General features: G+C 71.3%; 18 protein-coding genes. 8 read left to right on the forward strand and 10 right to left on the reverse strand.

The genetic code is table 11. From position 1 onward, the window contains the following. Positions 1-45: 45 nt before the first annotated feature. The 6 genes from ACIRC0_RS31830 to ACIRC0_RS31855 all read right to left on the reverse strand — a co-directional run bounded on the left by ACIRC0_RS31830 (position 46) and on the right by ACIRC0_RS31855 (position 6164). Positions 46-909 carry an IS630 family transposase gene (locus ACIRC0_RS31830; RefSeq protein ID WP_403623044.1) on the reverse strand — a complete coding sequence of 288 codons (864 nt, stop codon included), beginning with the start codon at positions 907-909 and terminating at the stop codon, positions 46-48. A gap of 238 nt (positions 910-1147) precedes the next feature. Further along, positions 1148-1885: an FAD:protein FMN transferase gene (locus tag ACIRC0_RS31835; protein WP_403623538.1), complete on the reverse strand. Its 738-nt coding sequence runs from the start codon at positions 1883-1885 to the stop codon at positions 1148-1150. A gap of 60 nt (positions 1886-1945) precedes the next feature. Next, entirely contained in the window at positions 1946-2770 is an 825-nt protein-coding gene (locus ACIRC0_RS31840) for an FMN-binding protein (RefSeq protein ID WP_403623047.1), read from the reverse strand. Between the two features lie 29 nt (positions 2771-2799). Next, a complete protein-coding gene (locus tag ACIRC0_RS31845; protein WP_403623541.1) occupies positions 2800-4137 on the reverse strand; it encodes a ferric reductase-like transmembrane domain-containing protein in 1338 nt (445 codons plus the stop codon). A gap of 124 nt (positions 4138-4261) precedes the next feature. Beyond that, positions 4262-4807, reverse strand: a complete 546-nt coding sequence (locus ACIRC0_RS31850) for an FMN-binding protein (RefSeq protein WP_403623050.1) — start codon at positions 4805-4807, stop codon at positions 4262-4264. A gap of 7 nt (positions 4808-4814) precedes the next feature. Next, entirely contained in the window at positions 4815-6164 is a 1350-nt protein-coding gene (locus ACIRC0_RS31855) for a ferric reductase-like transmembrane domain-containing protein (protein ID WP_403623053.1), read from the reverse strand. Positions 6165-6373: 209 nt separating this feature from the next. On the opposite strand from ACIRC0_RS31855, the gene ACIRC0_RS31860 reads away from it, so the two are divergent. Continuing rightward, positions 6374-7114: a response regulator transcription factor gene (locus tag ACIRC0_RS31860; RefSeq protein ID WP_403623056.1), complete on the forward strand. Its 741-nt coding sequence runs from the start codon at positions 6374-6376 to the stop codon at positions 7112-7114. Next, entirely contained in the window at positions 7111-8613 is a 1503-nt protein-coding gene (locus ACIRC0_RS31865; RefSeq protein WP_403623059.1) for a sensor histidine kinase, read from the forward strand. Before ACIRC0_RS31860 ends, ACIRC0_RS31865 begins: the two co-directional genes overlap by 4 nt. On the opposite strand, the gene ACIRC0_RS31870 is transcribed toward ACIRC0_RS31865, so the two are convergent. The 3 genes from ACIRC0_RS31870 to ACIRC0_RS31880 all read right to left on the reverse strand — a co-directional run bounded on the left by ACIRC0_RS31870 (position 8600) and on the right by ACIRC0_RS31880 (position 10916). After that, the gene (locus tag ACIRC0_RS31870) at positions 8600-9304 is read right to left on the reverse strand and encodes a L,D-transpeptidase (RefSeq protein WP_403623062.1); all 705 of its coding nucleotides are present in this window, start codon (positions 9302-9304) and stop codon (positions 8600-8602) included. The two genes, ACIRC0_RS31865 and ACIRC0_RS31870, sit on opposite strands and share 14 nt — an antisense overlap. A gap of 3 nt (positions 9305-9307) precedes the next feature. Beyond that, a complete protein-coding gene (locus ACIRC0_RS31875; protein WP_403623064.1) occupies positions 9308-9895 on the reverse strand; it encodes a pyridoxamine 5'-phosphate oxidase family protein in 588 nt (195 codons plus the stop codon). 136 nt (positions 9896-10031) lie between these two features. Further along, positions 10032-10916 (reverse strand): hypothetical protein, encoded by an 885-nt coding sequence (locus ACIRC0_RS31880; RefSeq protein ID WP_403623067.1) that lies wholly within the window; start codon positions 10914-10916, stop codon positions 10032-10034. Between the two features lie 253 nt (positions 10917-11169). Here ACIRC0_RS31880 and ACIRC0_RS31885 point away from each other — a divergent pair, with 253 nt between their 5' ends. The 6 genes from ACIRC0_RS31885 (at position 11170) to ACIRC0_RS31910 (ending at position 18245) form a co-directional block, all read left to right on the forward strand. After that, complete coding sequence (locus ACIRC0_RS31885; protein WP_403623071.1) at positions 11170-12372, forward strand: argininosuccinate synthase; 1203 nt, start codon at positions 11170-11172, stop codon at positions 12370-12372. A gap of 99 nt (positions 12373-12471) precedes the next feature. After that, positions 12472-13902 carry an argininosuccinate lyase gene (argH, locus tag ACIRC0_RS31890; RefSeq protein WP_403623074.1) on the forward strand — a complete coding sequence of 477 codons (1431 nt, stop codon included), beginning with the start codon at positions 12472-12474 and terminating at the stop codon, positions 13900-13902. Between the two features lie 405 nt (positions 13903-14307). Then, the gene (locus ACIRC0_RS31895) at positions 14308-14973 is read left to right on the forward strand and encodes an alpha/beta fold hydrolase (RefSeq protein WP_403623077.1); all 666 of its coding nucleotides are present in this window, start codon (positions 14308-14310) and stop codon (positions 14971-14973) included. A gap of 61 nt (positions 14974-15034) precedes the next feature. Further along, on the forward strand, positions 15035-16045 hold the full coding sequence (locus ACIRC0_RS31900; RefSeq protein ID WP_403623080.1) for an aldo/keto reductase: 1011 nt from the start codon (positions 15035-15037) through the stop codon (positions 16043-16045). Between the two features lie 80 nt (positions 16046-16125). Further along, entirely contained in the window at positions 16126-16677 is a 552-nt protein-coding gene (locus tag ACIRC0_RS31905; protein WP_403623083.1) for a TetR/AcrR family transcriptional regulator, read from the forward strand. Continuing rightward, on the forward strand, positions 16674-18245 hold the full coding sequence (locus tag ACIRC0_RS31910; RefSeq protein WP_403623086.1) for an MFS transporter: 1572 nt from the start codon (positions 16674-16676) through the stop codon (positions 18243-18245). Before ACIRC0_RS31905 ends, ACIRC0_RS31910 begins: the two co-directional genes overlap by 4 nt. A 106-nt stretch (positions 18246-18351) precedes the next feature. On the opposite strand, the gene ACIRC0_RS31915 is transcribed toward ACIRC0_RS31910, so the two are convergent. Continuing rightward, positions 18352-19041: a lysophospholipid acyltransferase family protein gene (locus tag ACIRC0_RS31915; protein WP_403623089.1), complete on the reverse strand. Its 690-nt coding sequence runs from the start codon at positions 19039-19041 to the stop codon at positions 18352-18354. Positions 19042-19254 lie beyond the last annotated feature (213 nt).

Genomic DNA, 19254 nt, shown 5'->3' on the forward strand with positions numbered 1-19254 from the left:
CCGACAGTTCCACTCCAAGGCAGCTGCGGCCAGTTGTCGCACGGGTCAGGCTCCGGCCCCCTGCGACACACCATGATCCTCACAGTTGTCGCAGATCACGTGGACCGCCAGGCCGGGATCGGTCTGGCGGTCGATCTGGTCGAGGAAGTCACGAAAATCGACTGCCCGGTGCTGCGCGGACAACTTCCCGATCACCTTGCCGGTTGCGGTGTTCAGGGCGGCGAAGAGGTCCACGGTGCCGTGCCGGACGTAGTCGAAGCTGCGGCGCTCAGGGGTGCCGGGCACCATCGGCAGCACCGGAGCAGTGCGCTCCAGGGCCTGGATCTGCGGTTTCTCATCCACCGCGAAGACCGCGGCGTTCGCCGGCGGGGCGAGATACAGCCCGACCACGTCGCGGATCTTGTCGATCAGCAGCGGGTCGGGAGAGATCTTGAAGTCCTGCGCGCGCCAGGGCTGCAGGCCGAAGGCCCGCCAGATCCGCAGCACGCTCGTCGGTGAGATCCCCACCCGCCGGGCCAGCTCCCGCTTCGACCAGTGCGTGGCACCCTCGGGGACCTCTCCAAGGGTGCGCACCACCACCTCCTCCACCTGGGCATCGGTGATGGTGCGCGGCACCCCCGGACGCGGTTCGTCGGACAAGCCGTCCAGCCGGTCTCTCAGGAACCTGGTGCGCCACCGCGCCACCGTCTTGCGGTCCATCCCCAGCCGCGCGGCAACGGCCGTGTTGTTCCCGCCCGCAGCGCAGGCGAGCACGATCCGCGCCCGTTTCGCCAGACCTTGGGCCGTGGACCGCCGCTTGGCCCAGTTCTGCAACGTCAGCCGCTCAGCCTCCGATAACACCAGCGGCTCCAGCCTGGTATCGCCCATGCCCACAGAACAGCGCGCCAGGACGTGCCGCGTCAGGCACATCCCATGATCTGAAACAGAACACGACTCACGAGGCGACCAAAGACCTCAAGACCGGATCACTAGGCGACCGCGCCCCGTACGGACCGGAGCCGCCTCCCGCGCTGATGAACAACCGGTCTCGCCGTTCTGAGGCTGCCTTCCGCTGCCACGGTGACCGCTGCTGTCACTCGTGAACGAAACCCGCGGTGAGCGAACCACCGCCGCTCAGCCGCAGCGCCAGGCGCCACGGGGCCGACGCTCACCCCAGTCGGGCGGCGAGCCCCCCGGTGCACCGCACCTCGTCCCCGGCGGTGATCAGCAGCGCCTCCACGTCCGGCAGGGACTCCAGCCAGGCCAGCCCCGCCCGCGACCCCATCGCGAACGCCGCCGTGGCCCAGGCATCCGCCCAAGTCAGGCTGGGGCCCACCACCGTCACCGCCACCAGGTCGGTCACCGCGGAGCGCCCCGTGCGCGGGTCCACGATGTGCGCGCCGCGCTCCGCGGTACCCGAGGTGGCCACGGCGAGCTCCTCCGCGCCGGCCGCGGACACCACCGCCGCCAGCCCGCCGGGCCGCAGCGGATCCGACACGCCGACCCGCCAGGGCCGGTGCGGTTCCGGCATGCCGTACATCTGCACGTCCCCGCCGCCGTTGACGCTCACCCCGCTCGCCCCGGCCGCCGCCAGACGCCGGGCCGCGCGCTCCACCGCCCAGCCCTTCACGATCCCGGTCGGATCGATCCGGCCCGCGAACCGGGTGCTGAACCAGCCGTCGCTGACCCGTTCCGCCTGCGCGCCCAGGGCGAGCACCTCGGCGACCTCCGGGTCACAGTCCTGCGCACTCACCTCACCGCGGGCGAGCCGCGATATCTGGCTGTCCTTCCGGTAGGGGCTGAACACCTCGTCCACCCGGTGGAGATGGGCGATCGCCTCCTCCAACGCGGTCTGTACCGCCTCGGGTTCGCCGCCGCGCACGTCGAAGGAGAAGACGGTGCCCATCACCTCCTCCGCGTGGCGCAGCACGGGCGGTGCCTCGGGGTCGGTCACCTGGTCCGCCACTCAGCCACCGGCCTTGTCCAGGGCCGACTGCAGGGACTGCTTGTATCCGGTGCTGGTATAGGTCGCGCCGGAGACCGCATCGATGTTCGCACTCTGTGCGCTCACCGCCTCCTGGTTGAGCTTGGGCACGGCCATGGCGGTCTTCTGGTCGCTGAGCCCGCCCTTGGGCGCCTGCACCGCCTCGGCCCTGGTGATCTTTCCGCCGCTCACGGTCACGCGGACCTGGACGGGGCCGTACTGGGTCTGCGCCACGTTACCGGTGACCGTACGCGCCTGGGCCGCCGCCCCCGAGGACCCCGCAGCCCCTGACGACCCCGACGCCCCGGAGCCGCCCGCGGACCCGGACGAGGCCGCGCCGCCGGAGGTGGCCTTCGCCTTGTCGAGCGCCGACTGCAGGGACTGCTTGTACCCCCCGCTCGTGTACGTGGCGCCGGAGACCGCGTCGATCTGCGCGCTCTGCGCGGCGACCGCCTCCTGGTTGAGTTTGGGGACGGCCATGGCGGTCTTCTGGTCGCTGAGCCCGCCCTTGGGTGCCTGCACCGCCTCGGCCTTGGTGATCTTCCCGCCGCTCACGGTCAGGCGCACCTGGACCGGGCCGTACTGCGTCTTGGCCACCTCACCGGTGACGGTCCGGGTGCCGGTCTGCTGTCCACTGCCGCCCTGCGGCGACTCCTGGGCGGCGGCGGTCTGCTGCGGTGCGGCACCGCCCGCCGCCTGGGCCGAGGCGGGACCCGAGGCCGGCTTCAGGGACAGCAGCAGCACGATCCCGGACACGGTGGCGGCGGTGGCGAGCACGACACGCCGTACGGGGTGGCTCTTCCTCATCTTCTTCCAGGCTCCTGGTTTCCCGTCGCTCACATCTCGAACGACTCGTGATGGATGCGGCGGGCGGGGACCCCCGCGCCGCGCAGTGCTTCGTACACCTGCTGCGCGAAGCCGGGCGGCCCGCACATGAAGACGTCGTGGCGGTCGATGTCCGGCAGCTTCCGGCTCAGGGTTTCCGCCGAGATGTCGGGACGCTCCCCGTCCGGGCTGTTGACCGCGTACATCAGCCGGGCGCCGCGCTCCTCCGCGATCTGCGCCAGCTCGTCCCACAGGGCCAGGTCCTGGGTGGTGTTGGCGCGGTAGAGGAGCGTGATGTCGCCGGGGGCGCCCGGCAGCGTCTCGAACAGGGCCCGCATCGGCGTGATGCCGACACCGCCGGCCACCAGCAGCACCTTGCCCCGGCTGCGCCGGTCGGCGGTCAGCGCTCCGTACGGGCCCTCCGCCCACACCCGCGTCCCGGGCTCGAGGTCCCGCAGCGCGGAGCTGTGGTCACCGATCGCCTTCACCGTGATCCGGAGCATGTTCGGGCGGGGCGCCGCCGACAGCGAGTACGGGTGCGAGCTGAACCGCATCCCGGGCGCGAGGAACCGCCAGCGGAAGAACTGCCCGGCCTCCGCACCCATCCGGTGCAGCTTCCGCCCGGTCATCAGCACCGACACCACTCCGGGCGTCTCCTCGACGACCGCCTCCACCCGCAGCCGGTGCCGCAGGTTGAGCCGGATCGGCGCGAGGATCCGGTACCAGATCACCAGCGCGGTCACCGACCCGTACAGCGCGTACCAGGCGGTCTTCGCCTCCGGCTGCACGGCGAACTCGTTGCCCGTCGACAGCTGGTGCCAGAACGACAGGTACGTGGCCGCGTAGGTGAGCAGATGGACGTGGTACCAGAGGTCGTAGGAGATCCTGCGCCGGACCGGTCCGACCGAGAGCAGGCCGATGAGGACCAGCAGGCCCGTGCCGATGGCGGCCTTGCCCACGTCCGGCAGCTGGTCGATCGAGTCGATGGTCTGCTGGACGATCCCACCGAGCCCCTTGCCGCTCTGCAGGGCGTAGCCCCACATGGTCAGGAACAGGTGGGCGAGGACCAGGCAGATGGTGTACCGGCCGGTCATGGCGTGCCAGCGGGCGACCCGGTCGGAGCCGACCCGGCGCTCCAGCGCGGGCACCCGGGCCATCTGCAGCACCACGAGGGCCATCAGATAGCCGGCGAGCAGGCCGGTGATCCGCCCCGCGTTGAGGATTCTGCTGTTGTTGTCGGCGATGGACGGCGTGTTCATCCACCACAGCCAGATGACGCCCGCCGCGCCCGCCCAGACGGCGAGCAGCAGCGGGACGGCGGGGGAGCGGCGTGGGCGGATGGCGCGCATCGTCTGGCGCCGCGCGGCGCGGCCACCGGCGATCGTGGACACGGTCTCCTCCGTGTTCCTCCATGGGACGGGTGAGGCCAGTGGCCCCCTTGGCCCAGAGGTACGCAGCGGAGGCGCCGTGCGTTCAACCCTTCACGGAGTCCAGCGCCGACTGGAGTGACTGCTGGTAACCCTGGCTCGTGTAAGTGGCACCGGAGACCACGTCGATGTTCGCGCTCTGCGCCGCCAGCGCCTCCCGGTTCAACTGCGGCACGGCGTAGCTGTTGATCTCCTGGTCCCTCGGGTTGTCCCGGGGGTATTCCACGGCGGTGACGTCGGTGAGCTTGCCGTTCTTCACCGTGATCCGCACCTGGACGGGGCCGTAGCGGGTCTGGGCCTCTTCTCCCGTGACGGTCTTTGTGCCGGTGGATCCGGCGGATCCGCTCGTACCGCCCGAGCCACTGGAACCGGTGGATCCACTGGAACCGGTCGATCCGCTGGACCCACCGGACCCGCTCGATCCGCTCGACCCGCTCGACACGCCCGCACTGCTCGACGGCGCGGGCGCGGCCACGGCGATGCCGGGCGACGAGTGCGGCTTCATCGACAGCAGCAGCACCATCCCGGAGACGGTCGCGGCGCTCGCCAGCACGATCCGGCGCAGCGGGCTCTTCCTCTTCAACGTGTGCATGACGGCCTCACAGCTCGAACGACTCGTGGTGGATACGGCGGTCGGGGACCCCGGCCGCCCGCAGCGCCTCGTACATGTCCTCCGCGAACCCGGGCGGGCCGCACAGATACACGTCGTGGTCGGCGAGCTCGGGCACCGCGCCGTGCAGCGCGCCGGGGGTGAGGCGGGGCCGCGAGCCGTCCGCACCGTTGAGGGCGTACAGCACCTTGGCGCCGCGCCACCGGGCTATGGACTCCAGCTCACCGCCGAGCGCCAGGTCCTCCGCCGAGCGCGCCCGGTACAGCAGCGTCACCTCACCCGGCAGCGTCTCGAACAGGGCGCGCAGCGGGGTGACCCCGACGCCGCCCGCGATCAGCAGGGACCTGCCGGTGGTCTGCCGGTCGGCGGTCAGCGACCCGTACGGGCCCTCCGCCCACACCCGGGTGCCCGGCCGCAGCAGGGCCACCGAGGTGCTGTGGTCCCCGAGCGCCTTGACGGTGATACGCAGCTGGGTGCGGCGGGGCGGCGCCGACAGCGAGTACGGCGTGGACGTCCAGCGCAGCCCGTCCGTGAGGAACCGCCAGCGGAAGAACTGCCCCGGCTCGGCGCCCAGTTCGTCCAGGTGCCGGCCGCGCATGACGACGGACCACACGCCCGGCGCCTCCTGGTGCACCGACTCCACCCGCAGCCGGTGCCGCAGGTTCAGCCGGACCGGGGTGAGGAGCCGGAACCACACCACCAGGGCCGCGACGCCCAGGTACAGCGCGTACCAGGCGGCCTGCGCGACCGAGTTCCCGGTGAACTCGGCGCCCAGCGCCAGCTGATGACCGAAGGCGAGGAACACCGCCGCATACGTCAGCAGGTGCACGTAGTACCAGAACTCATGGCCGACCTTGCGGCGCACGGCCCGCGCCGAGGTGATCCCGACGGCGAACAGGATGATCGTGCCGATGGTGGCCTTCAGCATCTCCGGGTAGTCCAGGACCACCGTGACCGTCTCGTGCACGAGCGAGGCCCGGTCCTGGGCGGCGTACCCGGTCAGGATCAGCACGATGTGCGCGACGAGCAGACAGACCGTGTACCGCCCGGCCATGGCGTGCCAGCGCGCCACCCGGTCCGAGCCGATCCGCCGCTCGAGAAGCGGCACCCGGGCCATCAGGCCCACGAGCACCGCGCAGGAGTACCCGCACAGCAGCCCCGCGATCCGCCCGGCCCCGGTCAGCCAGCCCGCCGTGCCCACCACCGAGCCGGTGCTCTGCCACCACAGGGCGACCACGGCGGCGGCCCCGGCCCACAGCAGGGCCAGCAGGGGGGCCGCCGGGGAGCGCCGGACGACCGGCGACAAAGGTGGCGCCTGCTGCTGGTGGACCGTGGTCATGATCTGTTCCTTTCGGGCGTTTCGACGCCGCAACTGTGCAGGCGGAACTTCTGAGGCGGCTCTGAGGAGTCTGAGCCTGCGCTGAAGACGGCGGCGGAGAAGCGCCCTGGTCAGGGAAGTCGCCCCGGGGGCGACCCGGGCACTCATAGGGAACTCAGAGCGGCCCGCGTCCTCGGCCGCCGCCGGCAGAGTGGATCCTGGTAAGCGCGATGAACACACCCCGCTCCGGTCGCCCCGCCCTCGCCCGCCCCGACGGCACGCCCCTGCGCGTCCTCGTCGTCGACGACGACCCCGACCTCGCCGAGGTGCTGTCCGGGGCCCTGCGCTACGAGGGCTGGGAGGTGCGCACCGCCGGTGACGGCGCCGCCGCCGTCGCCGAGGCCCGTGACCTGATGCCCGACGCCGTCGTCCTGGACGTGATGCTCCCCGACACCGACGGCTTCGCCGTGCTGCGCGAGCTGCACCAGGTGAAACCGGACGTCTGTGTGCTCTTCCTCACCGCCCGCGATGCCGTCGAGGACCGCATCGCCGGCATCACGGCGGGCGGCGACGACTACGTGACCAAGCCGTTCAGCCTGGAGGAGGTCGTCGCGCGACTGCGTGGCCTGCTGCGCCGGGCCGGCATGGCCCGGCAGCTGGAGGACGGGCCCCGGCTGACCGTCGGCGACCTGGTCATGGACGAAGAGGCCCGCGAGGTCACCCGGGCCGGCGAGCTGATCGAGCTGTCACCGACCGAGTTCGAGCTGCTGCGCTTCCTGATGCGCAACCCGCGGCGCGTCCTCAGCAAGGCCCAGATCCTCGACCGGGTCTGGTGCTACGACTTCGGCGGCCAGGCCCACGTCGTCGAGCTGTACATCTCCTACCTGCGCAAGAAGGTGGACGCGGGCCGCGAGCCCATGATCCACACCGTGCGCGGCGCCGGGTACGTGCTGAAGCCGGTGGTCCGGTGAGGGCCCGGCTGCGCGAAGCGGCACGGCGCCTGCCCCGGCCGCGCACCCTGCGGGCCCGGCTCACCGCCGGGCTCGTCCTGCTGCTGGCGCTCAGCTGCGCCGCCGTCGGGGTGGCCGCAGTGGTCGAGCTGAACGGTTTCCTCACCGGTCGGCTGGACCAGCAGCTGCGGGACGTCGGCCCGCGGTTCGCGGCGAGCCTGGAGCACGGCGTCAAACCGTCGGACCACGACGGCGACGAGCACGCCGACACCCGCAAACAGTCCTCCGGGACCTTCGGCGCCCGGCTGGTCGGGGGCAGGGTCACCAACGTGGGGCTGGTGCACCCCGGCAGCGACAGCACCGATCTCAGCGCCCCGCTGAACCCGGGGGACGAGCGCACGCTCGCCGCGGTGCCCGTGGACGGCAAAGGCCACAGCGTCTGCCTGTCCTCGCTCGGTGAGTACCGGCTGGTGGCGAGCGGCGGCATGGACGGTGACGTACTGATCACCGGACTGCCGCTCGAGCCGGTGGACGCCGCGGTGCACCGCCTGGAACTGGTCGCCGCGGTCGTCTTCGGGGCTGCCCTCGCGGTCACCGGCGTCGCGGGCGCCCTGTGGGTGCGATGGTCCCTGCGTCCGCTCAGCCGGGTCGCCGCGACCGCCACCCGGGTCAGCGAACTCCCCCTCGCCAGTGGCGAGGTTGCGTTGCCACCGCGCGCCCCCGAGAGCGACCCGCGCAGCGAGGTGGGCCGGGTCGCCGGCGCCTTCAACCGCATGCTCGGCCATGTCGAGGACGCGCTCACCAAGCGGCACGCCAGCGAGGAGCGGCTGCGCAGCTTCGCCGCCGACGCCAGCCACGAGCTGCGCACGCCGGTCGCCTCGGTCCGGGGGCACGCCGAGCTGGCGCTGCTGCATCCGGGTCCGGTGCCGCCGGAGGTGACCCGCGCCCTGGAGCGGATCGCCGCGGAGTCGGGGCGCATGGGCGAGATGGTCGACGATCTGCTGCTGCTGGCCCGCCTGGACGCGGGCCGCCCCCTGGAGCGGCGCCCTGTCGACCTCACCCGCCTGGTCCTCGACGCGGTCACGGACGCGCGGGCCGCGGGTCCCGGCCACGGATGGACGATGGAGCTGCCGGAGGAGCCGGTGACGGTGACGGGGGACGCGTACCGCCTCCATCAGGTGCTGGCGAACCTGTTGGCCAACGCGCGTTTGCACACACCTGTGGGCACCAAGGTGACCGTGTCCCTGGAGACGGACGGCACGGCAGCCGTCCTCACGGTCCACGACGACGGACCGGGAGTCCCCGCCGAGATCCAGCCGGGGGTCTTCGAACGCTTCACCCGGGCCGAACACCGCCGCCGCCCGGAACACCGGGGCAGCGGAGCGGGGCTGGGCCTGTCCATCGTGGCGGCGGTGAGCGAGGCGCACGGGGGGAGCGTGGGCCTGGAGAGCCGCCCGGGGGCGACGACGTTCACGGTGCGCCTGCCTGTCGGCGGCCCGGTCCGCGCTAGTAACGAGTGATCGCTGTCTCCCCGCTTGCCGTCCCGATCGCGATGTGCGGCCGGCGCCCGGGAACCGCCCACGTCAGGATCCGCTCCATCGCGTCCTTCGGCACCGAGACACAACCCTCCGTCGCCCCCTTGCCGTTGACGTGCAGGAAGATTCCGGCGCCACGGCCCCGCACCGGCAGGCGGTAGTTGAACCCGATGACGAGGGCGTAGTCGTACTGCGGGTCGTACGCGATCAGGTGTTCCGACTCCGAGGCGCGGCAGTCGGCCGGGAGGGGCTCCGTCCAGCGGTTGTACGAGAGCGAGTCGTTGTCCTGGCACCACCAGGTGTCCTGACGCACCCGCCGGTAGGGCGCCCGCGCACCCGAGGGCGCGGCCTTGATGCCGAACGCGAACGGCAGGTCGTACAGGCCCGTCGGCGTCGTGCTGGTGCCCTGGCGGCGTGAGCCGCCCTCCACGAGCCCCTTCGCCCCGAAGCGCGCGGGTGCCGAGCCCGCCTTCACCCAGCGCCCGCCGGTGCGGTCCCACCAGCTGACCGTGCCCGAGGTCGCGCCGGTCGTGGCGGCCTCCGCGGTGATCAGCTGGGTGCCGCCGCCGGTGTCCGCCATCCGCTCGGGCAGCGGGGCGTCCTCGGCGGGGTCAGGTGCGGCACCGAGCAGGAGGAGGGAGGCGGAGGCGAGAGTGGCGACGACACCGGGGCGCATGCCTCAGAACGTAGACGGAGGCAGGGGCAACGGCAGTCCCGGCAGGCCGTCCAGACTCGTTCGGACGTGTTCTTTCCTCCGGAAGTACTCATCGAGGGAGGCGTCGTCCTCGCGCGCGAAACGCTTGGCGTGCAGGTCGCGGTCCTCTTCATAGGCCATGAAGGGCACCGCGTAGCCACAGGTGTCCCGGATGAGCTCGGCCGTCACGACGATGACGGCGCGCAGACCGTGCAGGGTGGGGTCGATGTCCGGGAAACGCGCGAGCAGTTCCTTGAAGCGGGGGTCGTCGCGGAAGACCGGCTCGCCGCGGCCGTGCACGCGCACGATGTTCGGCGGGCCCTGGAAGGCGCACCACATGAGGGTGATCCGGCCGTTCTCGCGCAGGTGCGCGATCGTCTCGGCGTTGCTTCCGGCGAAGTCCAGATACGCCACGGTGCGTCCGTCGAGCACGGCGAACGAGCCCTTGAGGCCCTTGGGGGAGAGGTTGACCGTGCCGTCGGCCGACAGGGGAGCGGTCGCGGTGAAGAACACGGGTTGTGCCTCGATGAACGTGCGCAGTCTGCCGTCTATGCGCTCATAGGTCTTTCCCATGTTCCCGAGTATCGGGTCCGTATCGTTCGGCTGTCTAAGGAATTCAGGAATGACGGGGGACCGCCCTCGAAGGGCTGCGTCCGGTCGCTCGTGGCCGCCCCGGCCGGCGCGCGGGGCGGCCACGACGCCTGTCACGTCACTTGGTGAGCGTGCAGGCGGCCAGGGAGTCCAGGCCCTGCGGCTTGGCGGACGTCCGGCCGATCGCGATGGCGATGCGGTCGATGGTGGACTTCCGCTTGTCCGCCAGCGGGCCGAGGATCGCGTTCTGGACGAAGTTCGGCCCGCCCTGGCCCACCGAGGAGGCGAGGCGCTTGTCGGCCTCGGTGATCTGGGTGTCGAGCAGCTGGAGGTTGCGGTCGACCTCGGCCTGCGCGGATGCGGGGATCGCGGGCAGCTTCGACTTGACGTCGGGGCAGGAGATGGTGCCCGCGGCGCTGGTGCCGCCGGCGGCGTTCCCCTTGCCGGCGTTGCCTGCGTTCCCGTTGCCCGCGTTCCCGCTGTTGTTCTTCCCGCCGGCCTGCTGGGTCGCCGTCGCGCCCGGCGCGGCGGTGTTCGTGCCGCCGCTGCTCGCGGCTCCGCCGGCGTTGAGGGTGCACGGCGCCAGCGCGTCCAGTCCCTGCGGCTTGGCGGCGGTGCGGCCGATCGCCGTCGCGATGCGGTTGATCGTCGCCACCCGCTTGTCCTTGAGGGGACCGAGGATCGCGTTGTTGACGAAGTTGGGTCCGCCCTGGCCCACGGTGTCCACCAGGCGCTTGTTGGCCTCGGCGATCTGGGTGTCGAGCAGCTGGAGGTTGCGGTCCACCTCCGCCTGAGCGGATGCGGGGATCGCGGGGAGCTGTGACTTCACGTCCTGGCAGGTGATCGTGCCGGGCCCCGCCGCCAGGGTCCGGGCGCCGTTGCTCTTGGACGTCTCCCCGGCGAGGGCGGAACCGGCGATGACCGCGCCGGAGAGCGCCACTGCGGCGGCGCCGCCGATGATCGCCACGCGGCGCTTGTTGTACTTCGGAAGAGCCCTGGACATGAAGATGCCTCACTCGGGTCGGGGTGACTGCTGTGACGGACACGGCAGTCACGGCGTGACTGCCGTGAGATTGCCTGACTGCCGTGAAACGCGGCGCCTGCGTTCGGCGAGAGATACGGGAAAGCGATTGCTCCCGTTCAACGGATTCGCAAAGAACGGGTCGCACGGCGGGTCGCGAGCGCGTCGCATTGACGAATCATGCAGAGTTCTGCATACTCATGCATGTCAGTGAGCGCAGTGTGAGGAGAACCCCGTGACCGAGCGCGTCGTACTCGCCTACTCGGGCGGTCTGGACACCTCCGTCGCCATCGGCTGGATCGCCGAGGAGACGGGCGCCGAGGTCATCGCCGTCGCGGTGGACGTCGGCCAGGGCGGCGAGGACCTGGACGTCATCCGCAAGCGCGCGCTCGCCTGCGGTGCCGTGGAGGCCGAGGTCGCGGACGCCAAGGACGAGTTCGCCGAGGAGTACTGCCTCCCGGCGATCAAGGCCAACGCCCTCTACATGGACCGCTACCCGCTGGTCTCCGCGCTGTCCCGGCCGACGATCGTCAAACACCTCGTCGCCGCCGCCAAGAAGCACGGCGCCACCACGGTCGCCCACGGCTGCACCGGCAAGGGCAACGACCAGGTCCGCTTCGAGGCCGGCATCGTCGCCCTCGCGCCGGACCTGAAGTGCATCGCCCCGGTCCGGGACTACGCGATGACCCGCGACAAGGCCATCGCGTTCTGCGAGGAGAAGAACCTCCCCATCGCGACCACCAAGAAGTCCCCGTACTCCATCGACCAGAACGTCTTCGGCCGCGCCGTCGAGACGGGCTTCCTCGAGGACATCTGGAACGCCCCGATCGAGGACATCTACGAGTACACCTCCGACCCGGCCGCCCCGCGCGAGGCCGACGAGGTGATCATCACCTTCAAGGAGGGCGTCCCGGTCGCCGTCGACGGCAGGCCCGTCACCGTCCTGCAGGCCATCCAGCAGCTCAACGAGCGCGCCGGAGCCCAGGGCATCGGCCGGATCGACATGGTCGAGGACCGCCTCGTGGGCATCAAGTCCCGCGAGGTGTACGAGGCTCCGGGCGCGATCGCGCTCATCACCGCCCACCAGGAGCTGGAGAACGTCACCGTCGAGCGTGAACTCGCCCGCTACAAGCGCCAGGTCGAGCAGCGCTGGGGCGAACTGGTCTACGACGGCCAGTGGTTCTCCCCGCTCAAGCGCGCCCTGGACGGTTTCATCGACGAGGCCAGCCGGCATGTCTCCGGCGACATCCGGATGACCCTGCACGGCGGTCGCGCGGTCGTCACCGGCCGCCGGTCACAGGAGTCGCTGTACGACTTCAACCTCGCGACCTACGACACGGGCGACACGTTCGACCAGTCCGCGGCCAAGGGCTTCATCGACATCTACAGCCTGTCGTCGAAGATCGCGGCACGGCGTGATCTTGCAGGCGAAGCCTGACGCGGATCCGGCCCGACCGGCCCGCCGGCCCGACGACCGCCTCCTCACCGGCCGTGGGGAGGCGGTGGCACACCGACACCCTCTCTAGGAGCGACCCAAGTGAGCAGCAACACCGGTGACGTACGGCTCTGGGGCGGCCGTTTCGCCGACGGCCCCGCCGAGGCCCTGGCGAAGCTGTCCGCGTCCGTCCACTTCGACTGGCGGCTCGCGCCGTACGACATCGCCGGCTCCCGGGCCCACGCGCGCGTGCTGCACAAGGCGGGGCTCCTCACGGACGACGAGCTGACGCGGATGCTGGCGGGGCTCGACCGGCTCGAGGCGGACGTCGCCGACGGCTCCTTCACCGGCACGATCGCCGACGAGGACGTCCACACGGCCCTGGAGCGGGGTCTGCTGGAGCGCCTCGGTCCCGAGCTGGGCGGCAAGCTGCGCGCGGGCCGCTCCCGCAACGACCAGGTCGCCACGCTGTTCCGTATGTACCTGCGCGACCACGGCCGGATCATCGGCGGTCTGATCGCCGACCTCCAGGACGCCCTGATCGGCCTGGCGGAGGCCCACCCGGACGTGGCGATGCCCGGCCGCACCCACCTCCAGCACGCCCAGCCGGTGCTCTTCGCGCACCACGTGCTCGCCCACGTCCAGTCGCTGTCCCGGGACGCCGAGCGGCTGCGCCAGTGGGACGAGCGGACGGCGGTGTCGCCGTACGGCTCCGGTGCCCTGGCCGGATCCTCCCTCGGCCTGGACCCGGAGGCGGTCGCCGAGGACCTGGGCTTCGAACACGGCAGTGTGGCCAACTCCATCGACGGCACGGCCTCCCGTGACTTCGTCGCCGAGTTCGCCTTCATCGCCGCGATGATCGGCGTGAACCTCTCCCGGATCGCCGAGGAGGTCATCATCTGGAACACGAAGGAGTTCTCCTTCGTCACGCTCCACGACGCCTTCTCCACCGGCTCGTCGATCATGCCGCAGAAGAAGAACCCGGACATCGCCGAGCTGGCCCGCGGCAAGTCCGGCCGCCTGATCGGCAACCTGACGGGCCTGCTGGCGACCCTCAAGGCCCTCCCGCTCGCGTACAACCGCGACCTCCAGGAGGACAAGGAGCCGGTCTTCGACTCCATCGACCAGCTGGAGGTCCTGCTCCCGGCCTTCACCGGCATGATGGCCACGCTCACCGTGCACCGCGAGCGCATGGAGGAGCTGGCCCCGGCAGGGTTCTCGCTCGCCACCGACATCGCCGAGTGGCTGGTCAAGCAGGGCGTGCCGTTCCGGGTGGCGCACGAGGTGGCCGGTGAGTGCGTGAAGGTCGCCGAGGCCGAGGGCAAGGAGCTGGACGAACTCACGGACGAGCAGTTCGCGAAGATCAGCGCCCACCTCACCCCCGAGGTGCGCTCCGTCCTCAACGTCCCCGGCGCCCTCGCCTCCCGCAACGGCCGCGGCGGTACGGCCCCCGAGGCGGTCGCCGTGCAGCTCGCCGAGGTGAAGGCGGACCTCGCCGCGCAGCGGAAGTGGGCCACGGCCAAGCAGGCGTAGCAGGACCTCCCTCCGAAGGGCCCGGACATCGCGTCCGGGCCCTTCGTGCTGTCCGGTCCCGCTGTCCGGTCGAGCCGGGTAACAGATGGGTTTCAGCCACTGTCCGGATTCTTGACCCTCGCCTACTCGGAGGTAACTATTCCGGTTGCGGTCGGCATTGCCGAACAACGATCGGCCGGTACCGAGCACGAAAGGGACATCATGCGCGGACCAAGAGGAACAAGTAGGACACGTAGGGCACCTGCGACACGTGGACGGCGAACAGCTCGGCTTCTCGCCGCTGCCGCTACCGCGGCGCTGTGCACCATCGGTCTGGCCGCCCCGGCCGGCGCGGACACCGTCGACATCGCGCCACCGGGCGCCAACGGCTGGTCCTGCAAGCCGGACTCGGCCCACCCGCAGCCCGTGGTCCTGGTGAACGGCACCTTCAAGACCTCGTACGAGAACTGGCTGACCCTCTCGCCCGCGCTGGTGAACGCCGGTTACTGCGTCTTCTCCTTCGACTACGGCGACATGGAGACCGCCCCGATCCCGGACTCGGCGGCCCAGCTGCGGGACTTCGTGAACGCCGTGCTCGGCGCGACCGGCGCCAAGAAGGTCGACATCGTCGGCCACAGCCAGGGCGGCATGATGCCCCGCTACTACGTCAAGTTCCTCGGCGGTGCGACCAAGGTCGACGACCTCGTCGGCATCGTCCCCTCCAACCACGGGACCACCAACCCGCTCGCCCTCGCCGCCGGCGCCACCGTCTGCCCCTCCTGCGTCGACCAGACCGCCGGCTCGGCCTTCCTGGCGAAGCTCAACTCCGACCCGGAGACCCCGGTCGGCCCGGACTACACGGTGATCACCACCCGTGACGACGAGGTCGTGGTCCCGTACACCAGCGCCTTCCTGGACGGCCCGGCCTCGTACCTCACCAACGTGCTGCTCCAGGACCGCTGTCCGCTGGACACCACCGAACACGACCAGGCCCCCAAGTCGCCGCTCGTCGAGCAGTGGGTGCTCAACGCCCTGAACCGGAAGGGTCCGGCCGACCCGGCCTTCGCACCGCGCTGCGTCAGCGCGGGCTGAATCGGAGCGCCGGTAGATTGGGGCGGGTTCCCGGGGCCGCCCAGAGTGCAAGGAGCCCGCCATGCCGTTCAGCCTTCCCCGAGCTCTCGGCGTCGCTCGAGCAGGGGAGACCCCAAAGGCCGCCGCCACCACGCCCACCGCGCACATCGGACTCGGACTGGCCGCCGTCGGCCGCCCGGGCTACATCAACCTCGGCCGTGACCGGGACCTTCCCGCCGACCGCACGGTCGACGCCCTGCGCGGGCGCACGCATGAACTGCTCGACGCCGCCTACGCGCAGGGCGTCCGCTACTTCGACGTGGCCCGTTCCTACGGCCGTTCGGAGGAGTTCCTCGCCGAGTGGCTGTCCGCCCACCCCGGCATCGACGACGTGGTGGTCGGCAGCAAGTGGGGCTACACCTACACCGCGCAGTGGACGACCGACGCCGAGCAGCACGAGGTCAAGGACCACAGTGTCGCCACCTACGAGCGGCAGCGCGCCGAGACCGCCGCTCTGCTCGGCGACCGGCTCGACCTCTACCAGATCCACTCCGTCACCCCTGACAGCCCGGCCCTGACCGACAAGGAACTCCACGCCCGGCTGGCCGAGGCCGCCAGGCAGGGGCTCACCATCGGCTTCTCCACCAGCGGCCCGACGCAGGCCGACGCGATCCGCGCCGCGCTCGCCGTGACGGTCGACGGCGAGCCCCTCTTCCGTACCGTCCAGTCCACGTACAACCTGCTGGAGACCTCCGCCGAGCCCGCCCTCGCCGAGGCCCACGACGCCGGGCTCACGGTGATCATCAAGGAGGGCATGGCCAACGGACGGCTGGCGGACCCGCACGCGCCGGACGCCTTGAAGGCCGTGGCCGCTCAGACGTCCCTCGGCTGCGACGCGGTCGCCCTCGCCGTGATCCTGCGGCGGCCCTGGGCGGGCGTCGTCCTCTCCGGCGCGGCCACCGCCGGCCAGCTCGCCTCGAACCTGCACGCCGTCGCCGTCGACCTCGACGAGGGCCAGCTGGCCCGCCTCGAGACGCTCGCCGAGGACCCGCGCGTGTACTGGGAGCGGCGCGGGCAGTTGCCCTGGCACTGAGATCACGCCGAGGTCGGCCCGGGTGAGACGAGCACGCCTGTCGTGAGACAGAGATGTCTCACATGGTCTATGGTTGTCTCATGGCCGTCGATCGTGACCACGTGCTGCGCAGCGCAGCCGCCCTGCTGACCCGCAAATCCACCGCGACCATGGACGAGGTCGCCAAGGCGGCCGGGATCAGCCGGGCCACGCTGCACCGCCACTTCGCCGGGCGCGACGCGCTCGTACGGGCCCTGGAGGTGCTCGGTATCGAGGAGTGCGAGGCGGCGCTGGACGCGGCCCGGCTGGACGAGGGCTCGGCGACCGACGCCGTACGCAGGCTCGTGCGCGAGATCCAGCCCGCGGCCGGGCTGCTGGCCTTCCTCTACGGCGAGAACCAGCTGTGGGAGGGCGAGGGCCAGAACGAGGGCTGGTTGCGGATCGACACCCGGATCACCGCGGTCTTCCAGCGCGGCCGGCACAGCGGCGAGTTCCGCGTCGACCTCCCCCCGGCCTGGCTCACCGAGGCGCTGTACGGACTGATCGCCTCGTGCGCCTGGGCCGTACTGGACGGCCGTGTGGCCGCCAGGGACTTCCCCATCATGATCGCCGAGCTGCTGCTCGGCGGCGCCCTACGGAGAGAGGAACCATGACCAGCACCCTGCAGCGTGGGGGTGCCACCTGCTCGAGCGCAGCCGAGAGCTCGGGGGAGAGGACGCCGCTGGCAGAGAAGCGCCCGGGCCGGTGGCTCGCGCTCTGCGTCCTCGTGCTCGCCGTGCTGCTGGTGGCCGTGGACGCGACCGTCCTCGGCCTCGCGACCCCCTACATCAGCGAGGACCTGAAGCCCTCCGGCACCCAGCTCCTGTGGATAGGCGACGTCTACTCCTTCGTCATCGCCGGTCTGCTCGTCTCCATGGGCAGCCTCGGCGACCGCGTCGGCCGCAAGCGCATCCTTCTCGTCGGCGCCACGGCCTTCGGCGCGATATCCGTCCTGAACGCCTACGCCCGGTCGCCGGAGACGATGATCCTGGCCCGGGCGCTCCTCGGTGTCGCGGGCGCGACCCTGATGCCCGCCACGCTCGCCCTGATCCGCAACATCTTCCACGACCCGCGCGAGCGCAGCCTCGCCGTCGGCATCTGGGGCGCCACCGCCTCGGCGGGCACGGCGGTCGGCCCGATCGTCGGCGGTCTGCTGCTCGAGCACTTCTGGTGGGGCTCGGTCTTCCTCATCAACCTGCCGGTGATGGCGGTCCTGGTCCTGGTCGGCATCAGGACCCTGCCCGAGTCCCTCGACCCGGACCCGGGCCCATGGGACCTGCCGAGCGTCGCCTTGTCGCTCGTCGGGATGATCGGCGCGGTGTACGCCGTGAAGGAGGCGGCCGCCCACGGATTCACCTGGCCGGCCTTGGGCGCCGGACTCCTCGGTGCCGCCGCGCTCCTCGGCTTCGTACACCGTCAACTGACACTGCCGGTCCCGCTGCTGGACATGCGGCTGTTCCGGCGCCGGGGCTTCAGCGGTGCGGTGCTGGCGGACCTGCTGACCGTGCTCGGCATGTCCGGACTGGTCTTCTTCCTCTCCCAGTACCTGCAACTCGTCCAGGGCAGACGCCCGTTCGAGGCCGGTCTCGCCGAACTGCCCGCCGCAGTCGGCGCGGTGGCGGCGGGCCTGGTCGCGGGCGCGGCGGCCCGGCGCTTCTCGGTACGGGCGGTGGTCTCGGGCGGCCTCGCCGCGGTGGGCCTGGCGCTGGCCGGCCTCACCCTGCTCGACCGGAGCACAGGCTACTCGCTGATCGGGACCGCGCTGCTGGTCGTGGGCATCGGCGCGGGCCTGTCGTTCACCGTCACCGCGGACGTGATCCTCGCCGGTGTGCCCAAGGACCAGGCGGGCGCCGCCTCCGCGGTCTCGGAGACGGCGTACGAACTCGGCGCGGCCCTGGGCATCGCCCTGCTCGGCTCGATCGTGACCGGGATCTACCGCGACTTCCCGGCGCCACCGGGCACCCCGGCCACGGCCCACGCATCACTGGGCGGGGCGGTGGAGACGGCAGCTCACCTCCCACCGGCCACCGCCGAGACACTGCTCACGTCGGCCCGCGAGGCGTTCGTGGAGGGCCTCAGGCTGGCAACGGCAGCGGGCGCGGCGGTCCTGCTGGTGACGGCGGTGGCGGCGTGGTTCCTGCTGCGGGGCCAGAAACTCGAGGGAGAGGACGCGCCCCGCTAGGGGCGCGACCCCTCAGGGGTGCGGGGAACTGCGCGACCAGCCACAGAACACCCGCACCCGCCGGACAGCAGGGAGCCCGACGGCGAGTGGGCGCCCCAGGTTCCGGCTACGCCGCCTTCGCCTTCGTGGCGTACATGTCCACGTACTCCTGGCCCGAGAGCCGCATGACCTCCGTCATCACGGAATCGGTGACGGCCCGCAGCACATAGCGGTCCCGGTCCATCCCCTCGTACCGAGAGAACTCCATCGGCTCACCGAACCGCACCGTGACCCGCCCCGGACGGGGGATCCCCCGCCCGCCGGGCTGCAACTTGTCCGTGCCGATCATCGCGAACGGCACCACCGGCGCCCCGGTCATCAGCGTCAGTCGCGCGATACCGGTGCGCCCCCGGTACAGCCGCCCGTCGGGCGAGCGCGTGCCCTCCGGGTAGATGCCGAAGACCCTGCCCTCCTCCAGCACGCGGCGCCCGGTCATCAGCGCGGCCACACCGCCGCTCGCGCCGTCCCGGTCGACCGGGATCATGCCGACGCCCGTGAAGAACCAGGCCATCAGCCGGCCCTTGAGGCCCTTGCCCGTGACGTACTCGTCCTTGCCGATGAAGAACACCTGCCGCTTGGTCACCAGCGGCAGCACGATCGAGTCGATGAACGTCAGGTGGTTGCCGGCCATGATGACCGGCCCGTCGGCCGGGATGTGCTCAGCGCCCTCCACCTGTGGGCGGAACATCAGGCGCATGATCGGTCCGAGCACTGCCTTGATGAGCGCGAAGCGGGACAACGGGCCCTCCGGTGTCAAGGGATGCGGTATGAGTCTGTGCAGGTGAGGACGATACTCGTGACGCCCGGGGTGTCGCACACCGGGTTCACCGAGTGGATACGCGTCATTGACGAGTGTTTACCTGCGGTGGCGGTTCTGTTGCACGTTCGTCATCCGCCGGACGGGTGTGGCGAACGCCGCACCGACGGTTGACGGGCCGTCAGTCCGGGTATCCGCCAACGCCGTCGCCAA

It is taken from the genome of Streptomyces sp. NPDC093984 (assembly GCF_044764595.1).
In the GTDB taxonomy this organism is placed as follows: domain Bacteria; phylum Actinomycetota; class Actinomycetes; order Streptomycetales; family Streptomycetaceae; genus Streptomyces; species Streptomyces cynarae.

Coding starts and splice junctions, on each gene's coding strand:
- ACIRC0_RS31860 (WP_403623056.1), top strand. CDS start 6,374: ATGAACACACCCCGCTCCGGTCGCCCCGCCCTCGCCCGCCCCGACGGC.
- ACIRC0_RS31845 (WP_403623541.1), bottom strand. CDS start 4,137: ATGCGCGCCATCCGCCCACGCCGCTCCCCCGCCGTCCCGCTGCTGCTC.
- ACIRC0_RS31835 (WP_403623538.1), bottom strand. CDS start 1,885: ATGGGCACCGTCTTCTCCTTCGACGTGCGCGGCGGCGAACCCGAGGCG.
- ACIRC0_RS31870 (WP_403623062.1), bottom strand. CDS start 9,304: ATGCGCCCCGGTGTCGTCGCCACTCTCGCCTCCGCCTCCCTCCTCCTG.
- ACIRC0_RS31910 (WP_403623086.1), top strand. CDS start 16,674: ATGACCAGCACCCTGCAGCGTGGGGGTGCCACCTGCTCGAGCGCAGCC.
- ACIRC0_RS31875 (WP_403623064.1), bottom strand. CDS start 9,895: ATGGGAAAGACCTATGAGCGCATAGACGGCAGACTGCGCACGTTCATC.
- ACIRC0_RS31850 (WP_403623050.1), bottom strand. CDS start 4,807: ATGCACACGTTGAAGAGGAAGAGCCCGCTGCGCCGGATCGTGCTGGCG.
- ACIRC0_RS31840 (WP_403623047.1), bottom strand. CDS start 2,770: ATGAGGAAGAGCCACCCCGTACGGCGTGTCGTGCTCGCCACCGCCGCC.
- ACIRC0_RS31855 (WP_403623053.1), bottom strand. CDS start 6,164: ATGACCACGGTCCACCAGCAGCAGGCGCCACCTTTGTCGCCGGTCGTC.
- ACIRC0_RS31830 (WP_403623044.1), bottom strand. CDS start 909: ATGTGCCTGACGCGGCACGTCCTGGCGCGCTGTTCTGTGGGCATGGGC.
- ACIRC0_RS31900 (WP_403623080.1), top strand. CDS start 15,035: ATGCCGTTCAGCCTTCCCCGAGCTCTCGGCGTCGCTCGAGCAGGGGAG.
- ACIRC0_RS31880 (WP_403623067.1), bottom strand. CDS start 10,916: ATGTCCAGGGCTCTTCCGAAGTACAACAAGCGCCGCGTGGCGATCATC.
- ACIRC0_RS31905 (WP_403623083.1), top strand. CDS start 16,126: ATGGCCGTCGATCGTGACCACGTGCTGCGCAGCGCAGCCGCCCTGCTG.